Raw genomic sequence first — 12,347 nt, forward strand, 5'->3', positions numbered from 1 at the left:
AGCGGGCCCGCCTTCGTAGCGTCGCATTACGAAGGTTCGAAGAAAAATGAAGAGCAACAAACAACGCCGCGCCGAGATCAAGGCGCATCGCCTCAATCGCGCTGTCGCACAGGCTGCACGCCTGCGCGCGCAGGATGTCCGGCCGCTGCGGACCGACGACGAATACTCGCCTGGACGGGAGCTGGCGGATCGGCTCGTTTTGCAGCTGCATAACAACACGTATGGAATGCTGCCTGCCTTCTACGTAGCGCGCCCTTTCACCTGCCGCGATTGCGGTGCCGAAGAGGTGTGGACCGCCAAGCAACAGAAGTGGTGGTACGAGGTAGTGCACGGCGCCATCGATAGCCGGGCGGTGCGTTGCCTTGCATGCCGCCGCGCGCGTCGCCAGTGCTTGCGGAACACCGGGCCGGGCGCGAACCTTCTGCGCGAGCAGACGGATCGCCTGCGTGCGTTGGGCGCAACGAAGCCGAATGCGCAAGCCGAAGCCGAAATCGAAGCCGCACTGCAAAGCAAGTGGTGGAGCCTGCGTGTCGTAGCGATTCAGACGCTCGGTCGTTGGGGAGGCGCGGAGAATCTCGCAAGGCTCCATGCGTTCATGGCGGCCCGTCCGGAAGGCGGACGCCGATACTTTGGTTGGGAGCGGGTCGCTGCGGACGCCGCGAGAAGCGCACTGATGTACAGGGAGCGATCGACGTGATGATGAAACTGACTTTCCTGGGGACCTCCTCAGGCACCCCCACGCGCCACCGCAACGTCTCCGGCCTCGCCGTGCAGACGGTGCTCAACGCCGACTGGTTCCTGATCGACTGCGGCGAGGGCACGCAGCATCGCGTACTGCAAACGTCGCTGTCCTTGAACGACCTGGTCGCCGTCTGCATCACGCATGTGCACGGCGACCATTGCTACGGCCTGCCGGGATTGCTCGCGAGCGCGGGCATGGGCAAGCGCACGAAGCCGCTGAAGCTGATCGCGCCGCTGCCGGTGTGGGAGTGGTTCGAAGCCACGCGTGCGCTGACCGACCTGCATCTGCCCTACGAGGTGGAGCACGTTGATCTCGAAGACCAGCCGCTGGTATACGAAGCGCCCGGCGTGCGCATCGACCGCCATGTGCTGCGGCACCGGGTGCCCAGCCACGCCTACCGCGTGCAGGTCGAGACTCGCCGTTCACGGCTGAAGGCCGATGCGCTGCGTGCCATCGGCCTGCCGCCGGGCCCTGCATGGCGCGCGCTGCAGACCGGCGAAGACGTGCCCTTCAACGGCGAGGTACTTCGCAGTGCCGACTACGCGGACACGCAGGTGGACACGGCAATCGCGGTGCTGGGCGGCGACAACGCCGAACCCGCGCTGCTGCGCGATGCCTGCAAGGGCGCGCAACTGCTGGTGCACGAAGCCACCTTCACGCAGGACGCGCTCGACAAGGTCGGCCCCGGGCCGATGCACAGTTCCGCGCGCCTGTTGGCCGAGTTTGCGCAAATCGTCGAAGTGCCGAACCTGATCCTCACGCATTTCAGCGCGCGCCACCAGAACGAAGAGGGTATGACGGCGCTGATGGCCGAGACGCAGGCGCACTACAGCGGCAATGCGTTCCTGGCCAATGACCTGGACGTGTACGAGCTCGACAGTGCCGGCAAGGTGACAGTCACGCGGGCCTGACGAGAGAAAAGAAGAAAGAAGAATCGAAGATGAGTACCGAAGAAGAATTCCTGCGCTCCGCCCACCCGATCGAGCCCGCTATGCGCGCGCAGATCATGGAGGCCCTGCGCGACATCGAAGCGAAGCACGACGTGACTGTGCTCTTCGCCTGCGAATCCGGCAGCCGCGGCTGGGGCTTTGCCTCGCCCGACAGCGACTACGACGTGCGCTTCATCTACGTCAACCGCCTGCCGTGGTACCTCACGGTGACGCCGCGCCGCGACGTGATCGAGGTGCCGATCAGCGGCGACCTCGACATCAACGGCTGGGACCTGCGCAAGGCGCTAGGCCTGATGCGCGAGTCGAACCCGACGCTGCTCGAATGGCTGCGCTCGCCCATCGTGTACCGCGACGACGTGGTGGCGATGCCGCGTTTCCGCGCCCTGTCGGAGGCGGTGTTTTCCAACGCGCGCGGCTGGCACCACTACAGCTCGATGGCAAAGAAGAACTTCCGCGAGCACCTGCAGGCCGACGAGGTGCGCTACAAGAAATACCTCTACGTGCTGCGCCCGCTGCTGGCCGCGCGCTGGATCCGCTCGCAGCCCGGCGTGCCGCCGATGCGCTTCGCCGACCTGGCGCAGCGCACGCTCGACCCGGTGCGCGATGCGGCGCTGATCGACGAGATCAACGCGCTGCTCGAAGTGAAGATGCGCGCGGGCGAAGCCGCGACCAGCCCGCGCTGGCCCGGCATCCATGCGTTCATCGAATCCGAGCTGGCAGCCAATGCGGCGGAGCCGGTGACGCCGCTGCCGCAGGCCGAAGAGGCCGGTCTCGATGCATTCCTGTACGAGACGGTGCTGCGCTTCGAGAAGGCAAAGACGGAGGCCGCGCATGATTGAACTCGACGGTTCGCAAGGCGAGGGCGGCGGCCAGATCCTGCGCACCAGCCTCGCGCTGTCGGTGGTCACGGGCCAGCCGCTGACCATCGAGAAGATCCGCGCGGGCCGCGCCAAGCCGGGGCTGATGCGCCAGCACCTTGCGTGCGTGAACGCGGTTGCCGAAATCAGTGGCGCGCAGGTTGAAGGCGCGGAGCTGGGTTCGCAGTCGCTGCGCTTCCAGCCCGGCCCGGTGCGCGCGGGTGAGTACCGCTTCGCGATCGCCAGCGCGGGCAGCTGCATGCTGGTGCTGCAGACGGTGCTGCCACCGCTGCTGCTTGCTGGCGCGACGAGCCGTGTGCATCTGAGCGGCGGTACGCACAACCCGATGGCGCCGCCGTTCCACTTCCTGGAGCGCGCCTTTGCACCGCTGGTGCGTCGCCTGGGCGCGGACCTGCAACTGACGCTGCGCCGCTGCGGCTTCTATCCGGCCGGTGGCGGCGAGGTCGAAGCGACCATCGTGCCGGCGGCCGGCGCGCTGCAGCCATTCGATCTGATGGCGCGCGGCGCGCACCAGTCGAACTACGCCGAATGCCTGGCGCCCGGCCTGCCGCGCCATGTGCCGACGCGTGAGCTCGACACGCTGGGCGGCGCGATGGGTTGGTCTGGCGAGCAGCTGCGCTTCGGCACGGTGCGCCAGAACGAAGGCCCCGGCAATGCGCTGATGGCCACGCTGGCGTACGAGCACGTCACCGAGGTCTTCACGGCCTTCGGCGAGAAGTCGCTGAGCGCCGAGCAGGTGGCGCACGGTCTGGTGAAGGAGCTGCGCGCGTTCCAGAAGAGCGAAGCCGCGGTCGGCCCGCACCTTGCGGATCAGCTGGCGTTGCTGCTGGCGCTCGCGGCGTGGCAGAGCAAGAAGGCCTGCGCCTTTACCTGCAGCGAGGTGACGGAGCACACACGCACCAACTGCGCGGTGATCGAGCGCTTTCTGCCGGTGCGCTTCGCGATCACCGAGAGCCGCCAGGATTCGACGGTGCAGGTCTCGCCGGCCTAGCTCAGGCCAGCGGCGTCGCGTTGGCGTACAGGCGCAGCAGCATCGCGCGCAGCGTCTTCACTTCCGCCGCGCTGAAGTCCGAGGTGGCCACCGCCTCGTAGTGCTGCGCGAGCGGAATCAGCTCGCAGGTCAGCGCGAGGCCGCGCTCCGTGAGCGCGATGCGCACCGCGCGCTTATCGGTGTCGCACTTCTCGCGCGCCACCAGTTCATTCGCCGCCAGCCGGTCGACGATGCGCGACAGCGCCGACAGGTCGGTCGACGCGTGCGTGGCCAGTTCAGACAGTGTCTGCCGCGGCGTGTGCTGCAGCGACGCACACACGCGCCATTCGCTGAGGCTGAGTCCGTAGGGCTTCAATGCCTTCGCAAAGGCATTGCCCATGCGCGCGCCGGCGCGTGCCAGTAGGAAGGGAATGGCCTTCTCGAGGTCGTGATCTTGGGGCAGGGTTTTCATCTAGACATGCTTGAACAATCAAGTATATAGTCTGCCGCAATTACTTGAATAATCAAGCAAATACGGAGACGATCATGAGCCTGAAGCCATCCCGCAGAGCTGCCCTCGTATGCGCCATCGCACTGTCTTTCCTGGGAACGATGCCGCTGGCAAACGCTCAGGGAACGGCTGCCAAGTGGCCCCAGCAGGCGGTGCGCTTCGTGGTGCCGTTCCCCGCAGGGTCGGCGCCCGACGTGCTGATCCGCCATGTGGGCGCCAAGCTCGGCGAGAAGTGGGGACAGGGCGTGATCGTCGACAACAAGCCCGGCGGCAGCGGCGTGATCGGCATGAACGCGATCCTGGCTGCGCCTGCCGATGGCTACACCTTCGGCTTCGTGCAGGGCTCGGCGATTTCGGTGGCGCCCAGCACCATCAAGGGCGTGACCTACGACTTCAACCGCGACTTCGTGCCGGTCACGCTCGCGGCCGTCGCGCCCTTCATGCTCGCGGTGCCGGCCAATTCGCCCTACAAGACGCTCGCTGACTTCATCGCCGCCGCACGCGCCAAGCCGCAGGGCATCGAGGTGGCAGACAACGGCCGCGGCACCGCGCCGCACCTGGCTTCGGCATTGCTTGGGCTGCAGTCGGGCGCGCAGTTTCTCGAAGTGCACTACCCGGGCGGTGCACAGGCCATGCAGGCCACGCTGGGCGGGCAGACCCAGATGATGGTCGAGACCTACAACGTGGTCGCCGGCAACGTGCAGGGAGGGCGCATGCGCGTGCTGGCCAGCATGGGCGACCGCGTCGAGGCCGGGCTGGAGCAGTTCCCGCTCGCGAGCAAGACAGTGCCCGGTGCGGTGGCGCACGGCTGGTTCGCCGTCATCGCGAAGAAGGGCGTCGACCCGCAGGTGCTCGCGAAGCTCAACAAGGACATGAACGAGGCGCTGCTGCTACCCGACGTGGTGGCCAAGTCGCGCGAGCTGGGCACCTACCCGCGCCCTGGCACCCCCGAACAGCTGGCGCGCTACATCGCCGACGACCGCAAGACCTGGCAGGACGTGCTGGACAAGCTCAACATCAAACCGGAGTGATTCATCGATGAAGAACAAGATAGCGCTCGAAGAGCATTTCGCGATCGACCTGACGATCGGCGACTCGCAGGTATACGCCCGCCCCGAGGTGTGGCAGGGCCTGAAGAACAACCTGCTCGACTTCGAGCAGCAGCGCATCGAGCAAATGGACGAGTGGGGCACCGAACTGTCGATCCTCTCGCTCAACTCGCCGGCGGTGCAGGCCATTCCCGATGCGAAACGCGCCGTCGAAGTCGCGCAGCGCGCCAACGACTTGCTGGCCGAGCAGACGAAGCGCCATCCCACGCGCTTTGGTGGGTTCGCGGCGTTGCCCATGCAAGACCCTGAGGCGGCCGCGCGCGAGCTGGAGCGTTGCGTGACGCAGCTGGGCTTTCACGGCTTCCTGGTCAACGGCTTCTCGCAGGTGGGCGACGAGAACACCGTCGTCTATTACGACGACCCGCGCTTCACCGATTTCTGGGCCGTCGCCGCTGCATTGAAGAAACCCTTCTACATGCACCCGCGCGACCCGTTGCTGAGCCGCGAGCCCATCTACGAAGGAGCGCACTGGCTCACCGGCCCAACCTGGGCCTTCGCGGTGGAGACCGGCCTGCATGCGCTGCGCATCATGTCGAGCGGCCTGTTCGACCGGCATCCCGATCTGCAGATGATCCTCGGCCACTTCGGCGAGGGCATTCCCTTCAACATCTGGCGCGTCGACCACATCCTGCGAAAGGGCCGGCGCGGCATGCCCTGCGACAAGGAAATCGGCGACTACCTGCGCAGCAACGTGCACATCACGACCAGCGGCAACTTCCGCACGCCCACGCTGCTGTCGACGATGCTCGAAGTGGGGGCGGACCGCATCATGTATTCGGTCGACTACCCGTTCGAGAAGCATGAGGACGCGGCCCGCTGGTTCGACAAGTGCGAGATCAGCGAGAACGACCGCCAGAAGATCGGCCGCGACAACGCGCGCAAGCTGTTCGGATTGAAGTGACATGCGCACCGTGAAAGACACCCGCCCCGTGCTCGTGGCCGGCGGCGGCATCGGCGGGCTCGCCGCTGCGCTGGCGCTGGTGCGCGAGGGCTATCGCGTGAAGGTGATCGAACAGGCCGGCCAGATCGGGGAGATCGGTGCCGGCATCCAGCTCAGCCCCAACGCCTTCGCGGCTTGCGACGCGTTGGGCGTGGGCGAGCATCTGCGCGCCAAGGCGGTCTACACCGAAGAGATGGTGATGTTCGACGCCATCGACGCGAAGCGCGTGGCGAGCATCTCGTTGTCCGATCGCTTTCGCGAGCGCTTCGGCAACCCCTATGCGGTGATCCACCGCGCCGACATCCATGGTGCGTTGCTCGAAGGCGTGAAGGCCACGACAGAAGGCATCGAGTTCCTCACCTCGACCAAGGTCGTGCACATCGAGCAGGACGATGCAGGCGTGACGCTGATCGATGCACAGGGCGGCCGTCACGAGGGCCAGGCCGTGATCGGCTGCGACGGCGTGCGCTCGGCGGTGCGCCAACAGTACGTGGGCGACAGCATCCGCGTATCGGGCCATGTGGTGTTTCGTGCCGTGATCGACACGGCCGACTTCCCCGAGGCGCTGCGCTTCACCGCGCCATGCATCTGGGTCGGGCCCAACTGCCACCTGGTGCACTACCCGTTGAAGGGCGGCGACAAGTTCAACATGGCCGTCACCTTCCATAGCGACCAGCCTGAGGAATGGGGTTCGATGGACGGTGACCCAGCCGAGGTGCAGCGCTACTTCCGCCCGACCTGCGAGCAGGTGCAGCAGCTGCTGCGCATTCCGAAGGCGTGGAAGCGCTATTCGACAGCCGACCGCAATCCCATCGAGCAATGGACCTTCGGCCGCGCCACGCTGCTGGGCGATGCGGCGCACCCGATGGTGCAGTACCTGGCGCAGGGCGCGTGCATGGCCTGCGAGGACGCCGTGACGCTGGGCCTCGCGCTGCGCCGCGAAGAGGGCGACTGGCCGCGCGCGCTGGCTTTATACGAACGCTCCCGCGTTGCCCGCACCGCGCGTGTCGTGCTCTCGGCCCGCGAGATGGGCCGCATCTACCACGCCAAGGGCGTCGAGCGGCTGGTGCGCAACAGCATGTGGACGGGCAGGCCGCAGGAGCGCTTCTACGACGCGCTCGAATGGCTCTACGGCTGGACGGCCGCCAACTGCCTGGGCGACGAGAAGGCCGCGTGAAATTCAAGGAAACGACATGACGACAAACGAACCCTTTCGCGGCTGGACCGTGGCCGCCCGCGTGCTGATGGCGGTGATCTTCCTGGTCGCGGGTGTGCGCAAGCTCATGACCTATGGAGCGACGCTCGGCTACTTCGCCAAGCTCGGCATCCCGCTGGCCGACGTGGTGCTGCCGTTGACCATCGCGCTCGAGATCGGCGGCGGGCTGCTGCTGATCGCCGGCTGGCGCGTGCAATGGGTTGCCGGCGCGCTGGCCTTGTTCACGCTGGCCACGGCCTTCGCAGCGCATGCGTTCTGGGCCGCCGACGCGGCGCAGTTCAACGCGCAGCTCAACAATTTCCTGAAGAACGTGGCCATGGCCGGCGGCTTTCTGCTGCTCATCGTTCAGGCGGGCGCTGGCGAGAGGGCTGCTGGCAATCGGGGCTGAGCGGAAAACTCCTTTCCGTTCCTGTCGTTGAATGAGTAGGCGGCCCGGCGGGACACTCGCCCGGCGGGCCGTCGGCGTATCGTGATGCCCGGCATCGGCCGTTCATGAACATTCGAGAGACAGACAGGAAAAGCCATGACCACACCATCGTTCGTCTACACCAGCGTGCCCCAGCGGGTGGTGTTCGGCGCGGGCTCGCTGCAGCACCTGGCGCGCGAGATCGACCTACTAGGTGCGCGCCGGGCCCTGGTGCTGTCCACGCCCGAGCAGCGCCCGCAGGCCGAGCGCGTGGCCGACATGCTGGGCGCGCACGCGGCCGGTGTGTTCGACCGTGCCGTGATGCACGTGCCCATCGAAACGGCGCGTGAGGCGCGGGAAGTGGCCGCCCGGCTGGGCGCGGATTGCGCCGTGGCCATCGGGGGCGGTTCCACCACCGGGCTGGGCAAGGCCATCGCGCTCGATTCGGGCCTTCCGATCCTCGCCATCCCTACAACCTACGCGGGCTCCGAGATGACGCCGATCTACGGCATCACCGAAGCCGGCATGAAGAAGACGGGCAAGGATTTCAAGGTGCTGCCGCGCACCGTCATCTACGACCCCGAGCTTTCGCTGGGTCTGCCCGTGGGCATGAGCGTGACCAGCGGCATCAACGCCATCGCGCATGCGGCCGAAGGGCTCTACGCGGTCGATTCGAATCCGATCATGGACCTGATGGCGCAGGAAGGCATTGCAGCACTGGGTCGCGCGTTGCCGGCGATCCGTGCCACGCCCAAGGATGCGAGTGCCCGCAGCGACGCGCTCTATGGCGCCTGGCTCTGCGGCACGGTGCTCGGCAATGTCGGCATGGCGTTGCACCACAAGCTGTGCCACACGCTGGGCGGCAGCTTCAATCTGCCGCATGCCGAGACCCACACCATCGTGCTGCCGCATGCGCTGGCCTACAACGCCGAAGCGGCGCCGCAGGCCATGGCGCGTATCGCGCAGGCGCTTGGAGGAAGCACTGCCGCGCAAGCCGTGTACGACCTTGCACGCGACAACGGTGCGCCGGTTGCGTTGCGCGACATCGGCATGAAGGAATCCGATCTCGACCTGGCCTGCGAGCATGCGCTGAAGAACCAGTACCCCAATCCGCGCCCTCTGGAGCGCGATGCGATTCGTGCCTTGCTGCAGAACGCATGGGAAGGTGTGCGGCCCTGATTTGCGGCAGGGCCGCGTCGCCGCTTACAGGCCGGCCTGGCGCGTGAACGACACCGTCGGCTTGCTGTAGGCCGAGGGCACCTGGTCGCGGTAGAACGCGCGGCGGTCCAGGCTTTGCAGCGGGTCGTGAGCGGTGGCCACGGCCTGGTCGCGCACCGCATTGCGGTCGAGCGTGGAGTTGACGGCCACAGTGCCTTCAGCGGCGCTGTCGGAGTAGGAGTTGCCGGCGCGCGCGGCAGCCACGGCTTCGGCCTGCACGTCCATGCGGCTGGCGGACGAGGTGATGGCGTGCACGCCTTCGTAGGTTTCAGCGTGCGCGCCTGCCGCGCCGAGCATGGCGAATGCGGCGGCGGAGATGGCGATGAGTTGCTTGGTGTTCATGATGCGAGTCCCTTTGACTGTCAGTGTGGGCGGCGGACATTCGTCGTTGCCACGGAATGCAGTGTGAAACCGCATCGTGGTTGGCGCTGTGCGTTTGCGCACCGCTTTCGGCAACTACGGAAGAGCGGCGGCGTGCGGCGCGTAGAGCACCGCAAGAGGCTCTGAGCGGCCGCGCACGGTGAGCGTTTCGACCGCACCCATGGCATTCGCAACGCCGGCCTGCTCTGCCGCGAACAGCGAGACGACGAGGCGCGATGCGGCCGTCTTCGAGTGGTCCTGCAGCCGGCTCGCGGTGTTGACCACTTCACCGATGGCCGTGAAGGTCGTGGTTTCCAGATAGCCCACTTCACCCACCGCCGCACGGCCCGCATGCAGGCCCATGCCGAACTCCAGCCGCTGGCCGAACTGCGCCTCGAAGCCTTCGCTCCATGCATCCATGCGCTGGCCGATCAGCTCCGTCGCGTGCAGTGCCTGCCTGCAGGCGGTGGGCAGGTCGCATTCGAGCCCGAAGATCGCCATCACGCTGTCGCCGATGAACTGGTTCGGCACGCCGCCGCTTTCGCGCACCGCCGCACCGACGGTGGCGAAGTAGCGGTCGAGCACATAGGCCAGATCGAAGGGCCACTGCCGCTCCGACAGGCCTGACCAGCGCCGAAGGTCGACGAACAGGATCGCCACGTCGCGCTCGCGCCCGAAGCTGCCGACCGGCGCGGGCCGGCCTTCATTGGGCAGCGGCGCGAACAGCGGCGTGACCTCGACGTCGCCGCGCGGGCGCAGCTGGCAGGCCAGGCGCACGTCGGCCGGCGCGCGCACGCGTTCGAGCGTGCGCTGCTCGTCGCGACCGGGTTCGCCGATGTGTTCGACCGGGCCGGCCACGCGCACGCGGCAGGTCGAGCAGCGCGCCCGTCCGCCGCAGATCGACACATGAGCGATGCCGTGCGAGCGGCTCGCTTCCAGCACGCTCCAGCCGCGCGGCACCTGCACCGTGCGGCCGGGGTAGCGCAGCGTGACCGATGGCTGCCGCGACCAGCGCGCAAAGCTGTTGCGCCCCCAGCGCGCCCCCAGTAGCGCGACCAGCGCCAGCCCGTAGAACCACTTGATGTTGCCTTCGGCCGTATTCAGCGCCTTGCCCTGCTCGGGCGTGGGAAGCACGGTCGGCGGCACGCCGCTCCACTGGAACTCGCGCCCCATGGAGACGAAGCCCATCGCCGCCGCCAGCGGCAGCACAACCGCAATGGCCAGCAGCAGGTAGGAAAAGCGTCGCCAGGCCGGCTGCGCCCGCAGTGCGAAATGCAGGCCCAGGCAGCCGTGGACCCAGGCCGCCAGCATCATCAGCAGCTGTGCGGCCGCGCCCTGCCAGTCCCACAGCCCCCAGACCACGCGCACATACGAGCCCTCGATGCCATAGGCCAGGTAGGCGCCGCGCATGGCAGTGAGGTGCGTGGCCAGCAGCAGCGGCAGCGCAAAGCCCAGCAGTACGCGCAGGCCTTCGAGCGGCGGCATGCGCAGGGTGCGGCGCTCCCACAGGGCGACCACGGCCAGCGCCAGGTGGGTGGCGGCCGCGCCGTACAGCAGCACGGTGCCTGGCAGGCTGTGCCAGAACTTCTGCACGCCGCGCAGCACGGTCTCGGCCGCGGCAAAGGAATAGATGCCCAGCGAATGGTTCAGCAGATGCGCCGTGATGTAGGCCATCAGCACCAGCCCGCTCGCCCAGCGGAGATTGCGCCGTGTCGGCGGTCTCAGGGAAAAAGGGGGAGCGTGAGGGGAACGTCTGTCCATGAACGGGTTCGAAGCGGCACCCGAGCATAATCCGCGCGCCCCTACCTAGCCCTGGCATGGCCAAACCTGAACTCACCCCCCGCTCCAGCCTCGCGCTGCGCCAGATCGCGCTGCTCGAAGGCCTTTCAGACCAGCGCCTGGACCTGCTGGCCCAGCAATGCCTGTGGCACAGCGTGGAAGCCGGCAAGCCCCTGCTGCTGCGCGCCGAGCAGCAGGGCGACCTGTTCCTGCTGGTCTCGGGCCGGGTGCGGGTGACGACCTACTCGGCCAACGGCCGGCAGGTGACTTTCCGCGATTCCGAAGCCGGCGAGCACTTCGGCGACATTGCCGCCATCGACGGCGGCCCGCGCTCCGCCGACGTGGTCACGCTCGAACCCAGCGTGGTCGCCAGCCTCGACCGCGCTGCCTTCGTGACCCTGCTGCACGACGAGCCGCTTGTGGCCCAGCGCGTGATGCTGCGGCTGGTGTCGCTAGTGCGGCAGTTGTCGGAGCGCGTCATCGACCTGAGCACCCTCGGCGTGCAGAACCGGCTGCATGCCGAACTGCTGCGCCTGGCCCGCACCGCCGGTATCGTCGGCAACCAGGCCCGGCTGGACCCGGCTCCCAAGCACGCGGCGCTGGCCAGCCAGATCAGCACCAACCGCGAGCAGGTCACCCGCGAACTGAACGTGCTGGTGCGCGGCGGCGTGCTGCGCAAGGACGACAAGGCCCTGCTGGTGGCCGACGTCGCCCGCCTGGAGCTGATGGTTTCGCAGGTCAGGGGCGACGCCGGCTGAGCCGGAAGACGCTCAGTTCCAGCGACCCTTGACGCCACCGATGGAGAAGCGGCCGGCACCCAGCAGCACCACCGTCAGCGCGCCGAACAGGTACAGGCCCTGCAGTTCCAGCGCCCAGCCGCCCTGCTTGGTCAGCGAGAACAGGTCGGCCATGTGCACGAGGCCGAAGGCCACCAGCATGTTGATGACCACCACGGCGGCGGCCGCGCGGGTGAAGACGCCCGCGATCATCAGCAGCGGTGCGACGATTTCGCCCACGTACACCAGGTAGGCCAGCCCACCCGGCAGCCCGGCCTTGGCCAGCATGCCGCCGATGAAGCCCACGCCGGCCGACAGCTTGAAGATGCCGTGCAGCAGCACCAGGAAGCCGATCGTCACGCGAATCAGCAGCTTGCCGGAATCGTCCAGCGCGGCGGGGGAGAGGGCGGAAAGCGGCGATGCGATCGGCGCACGCGGGGTGTTGGCGGCTGCGGCCTGGGTGTTCATGGCAGATCCTTGCTTGGTGGAAAA

14 protein-coding genes are annotated in these 12,347 nt (G+C 67.5%); 10 read left to right on the forward strand and 4 right to left on the reverse strand.

What is annotated here, in order from left to right; translation table 11 throughout:
- Positions 1-46: 46 nt before the first annotated feature.
- The 4 genes from BLV60_RS22920 to rtcA are packed head-to-tail and all read left to right on the forward strand — an operon-like array spanning position 47 to position 3,561.
- A complete protein-coding gene (locus BLV60_RS22920) occupies positions 47-697 on the forward strand; it encodes a zinc-ribbon domain containing protein (RefSeq protein ID WP_093057584.1) in 651 nt (216 codons plus the stop codon).
- A 2-nt stretch (positions 698-699) separates the two neighbouring features.
- The gene (locus tag BLV60_RS22925; protein WP_256329480.1) at positions 700-1,653 is read left to right on the forward strand and encodes a ribonuclease Z; all 954 of its coding nucleotides are present in this window, start codon (positions 700-702) and stop codon (positions 1,651-1,653) included.
- Between the two features lie 29 nt (positions 1,654-1,682).
- Positions 1,683-2,531, forward strand: coding sequence for a nucleotidyltransferase domain-containing protein (locus BLV60_RS22930; protein ID WP_093057586.1), 849 nt, complete (start codon positions 1,683-1,685; stop codon positions 2,529-2,531).
- Positions 2,524-3,561, forward strand: coding sequence for an RNA 3'-terminal phosphate cyclase (gene rtcA / locus BLV60_RS22935; protein WP_093057587.1), 1,038 nt, complete (start codon positions 2,524-2,526; stop codon positions 3,559-3,561). The genes BLV60_RS22930 and rtcA overlap by 8 nt, the downstream gene beginning before the upstream one ends.
- A gap of 1 nt (position 3,562) precedes the next feature.
- On the opposite strand, the gene BLV60_RS22940 is transcribed toward rtcA, so the two are convergent.
- Entirely contained in the window at positions 3,563-4,012 is a 450-nt protein-coding gene (locus BLV60_RS22940; RefSeq protein ID WP_093057588.1) for a MarR family winged helix-turn-helix transcriptional regulator, read from the reverse strand.
- Positions 4,013-4,086: 74 nt separating this feature from the next.
- Here BLV60_RS22940 and BLV60_RS22945 point away from each other — a divergent pair, with 74 nt between their 5' ends.
- From BLV60_RS22945 to BLV60_RS22965, 5 genes are all read left to right on the forward strand, one after another.
- The gene (locus BLV60_RS22945; protein ID WP_093057589.1) at positions 4,087-5,082 is read left to right on the forward strand and encodes a Bug family tripartite tricarboxylate transporter substrate binding protein; all 996 of its coding nucleotides are present in this window, start codon (positions 4,087-4,089) and stop codon (positions 5,080-5,082) included.
- Between the two features lie 7 nt (positions 5,083-5,089).
- Positions 5,090-6,061, forward strand: a complete 972-nt coding sequence (locus tag BLV60_RS22950; protein ID WP_093057590.1) for an amidohydrolase family protein — start codon at positions 5,090-5,092, stop codon at positions 6,059-6,061.
- Between the two features lies 1 nt (position 6,062).
- Entirely contained in the window at positions 6,063-7,277 is a 1,215-nt protein-coding gene (locus BLV60_RS22955) for a 3-hydroxybenzoate 6-monooxygenase (protein WP_093057591.1), read from the forward strand.
- 16 nt (positions 7,278-7,293) lie between these two features.
- On the forward strand, positions 7,294-7,704 hold the full coding sequence (locus BLV60_RS22960; protein WP_093057592.1) for a DoxX family protein: 411 nt from the start codon (positions 7,294-7,296) through the stop codon (positions 7,702-7,704).
- A 135-nt stretch (positions 7,705-7,839) separates the two neighbouring features.
- Positions 7,840-8,901, forward strand: coding sequence for a maleylacetate reductase (locus BLV60_RS22965; protein ID WP_093057593.1), 1,062 nt, complete (start codon positions 7,840-7,842; stop codon positions 8,899-8,901).
- A 24-nt stretch (positions 8,902-8,925) separates the two neighbouring features.
- Here the strand turns inward: BLV60_RS22965 and BLV60_RS22970 are convergent, their stop codons facing one another.
- Both BLV60_RS22970 and BLV60_RS22975 read right to left on the reverse strand, forming a co-directional pair.
- Positions 8,926-9,282, reverse strand: a complete 357-nt coding sequence (locus tag BLV60_RS22970; protein ID WP_093057594.1) for an alpha/beta hydrolase — start codon at positions 9,280-9,282, stop codon at positions 8,926-8,928.
- Between the two features lie 114 nt (positions 9,283-9,396).
- Entirely contained in the window at positions 9,397-11,061 is a 1,665-nt protein-coding gene (locus BLV60_RS22975) for an adenylate/guanylate cyclase domain-containing protein (protein WP_093057595.1), read from the reverse strand.
- Positions 11,062-11,117: 56 nt separating this feature from the next.
- Here BLV60_RS22975 and BLV60_RS22980 point away from each other — a divergent pair, with 56 nt between their 5' ends.
- The gene (locus BLV60_RS22980; protein ID WP_093057596.1) at positions 11,118-11,837 is read left to right on the forward strand and encodes a Crp/Fnr family transcriptional regulator; all 720 of its coding nucleotides are present in this window, start codon (positions 11,118-11,120) and stop codon (positions 11,835-11,837) included.
- 12 nt (positions 11,838-11,849) lie between these two features.
- On the opposite strand, the gene BLV60_RS22985 is transcribed toward BLV60_RS22980, so the two are convergent.
- Positions 11,850-12,323, reverse strand: coding sequence for a DoxX family protein (locus BLV60_RS22985; protein ID WP_093057597.1), 474 nt, complete (start codon positions 12,321-12,323; stop codon positions 11,850-11,852).
- Between the last annotated feature and the right edge of the window lie 24 nt (positions 12,324-12,347).

The sequence above is a fragment of the Variovorax sp. YR634 genome (genome assembly GCF_900106655.1).
In the GTDB taxonomy this organism is placed as follows: Bacteria; Pseudomonadota; Gammaproteobacteria; order Burkholderiales; family Burkholderiaceae_C; genus Variovorax.

Excerpts from the sequence above, each read along its gene's own strand:
- BLV60_RS22920 (WP_093057584.1), top strand. The coding sequence starts at position 47 with ATGAAGAGCAACAAACAACGCCGCGCCGAGATCAAGGCGCATCGCCTC.
- BLV60_RS22925 (WP_256329480.1), top strand. The coding sequence starts at position 700 with ATGAAACTGACTTTCCTGGGGACCTCCTCAGGCACCCCCACGCGCCAC.
- BLV60_RS22930 (WP_093057586.1), top strand. The coding sequence starts at position 1,683 with ATGAGTACCGAAGAAGAATTCCTGCGCTCCGCCCACCCGATCGAGCCC.
- rtcA (WP_093057587.1), top strand. The coding sequence starts at position 2,524 with ATGATTGAACTCGACGGTTCGCAAGGCGAGGGCGGCGGCCAGATCCTG.
- BLV60_RS22940 (WP_093057588.1), bottom strand. The coding sequence starts at position 4,012 with ATGAAAACCCTGCCCCAAGATCACGACCTCGAGAAGGCCATTCCCTTC.
- BLV60_RS22945 (WP_093057589.1), top strand. The coding sequence starts at position 4,087 with ATGAGCCTGAAGCCATCCCGCAGAGCTGCCCTCGTATGCGCCATCGCA.
- BLV60_RS22950 (WP_093057590.1), top strand. The coding sequence starts at position 5,090 with ATGAAGAACAAGATAGCGCTCGAAGAGCATTTCGCGATCGACCTGACG.
- BLV60_RS22955 (WP_093057591.1), top strand. The coding sequence starts at position 6,063 with ATGCGCACCGTGAAAGACACCCGCCCCGTGCTCGTGGCCGGCGGCGGC.
- BLV60_RS22960 (WP_093057592.1), top strand. The coding sequence starts at position 7,294 with ATGACGACAAACGAACCCTTTCGCGGCTGGACCGTGGCCGCCCGCGTG.
- BLV60_RS22965 (WP_093057593.1), top strand. The coding sequence starts at position 7,840 with ATGACCACACCATCGTTCGTCTACACCAGCGTGCCCCAGCGGGTGGTG.
- BLV60_RS22970 (WP_093057594.1), bottom strand. The coding sequence starts at position 9,282 with ATGAACACCAAGCAACTCATCGCCATCTCCGCCGCCGCATTCGCCATG.
- BLV60_RS22975 (WP_093057595.1), bottom strand. The coding sequence starts at position 11,061 with ATGGACAGACGTTCCCCTCACGCTCCCCCTTTTTCCCTGAGACCGCCG.
- BLV60_RS22980 (WP_093057596.1), top strand. The coding sequence starts at position 11,118 with ATGGCCAAACCTGAACTCACCCCCCGCTCCAGCCTCGCGCTGCGCCAG.
- BLV60_RS22985 (WP_093057597.1), bottom strand. The coding sequence starts at position 12,323 with ATGAACACCCAGGCCGCAGCCGCCAACACCCCGCGTGCGCCGATCGCA.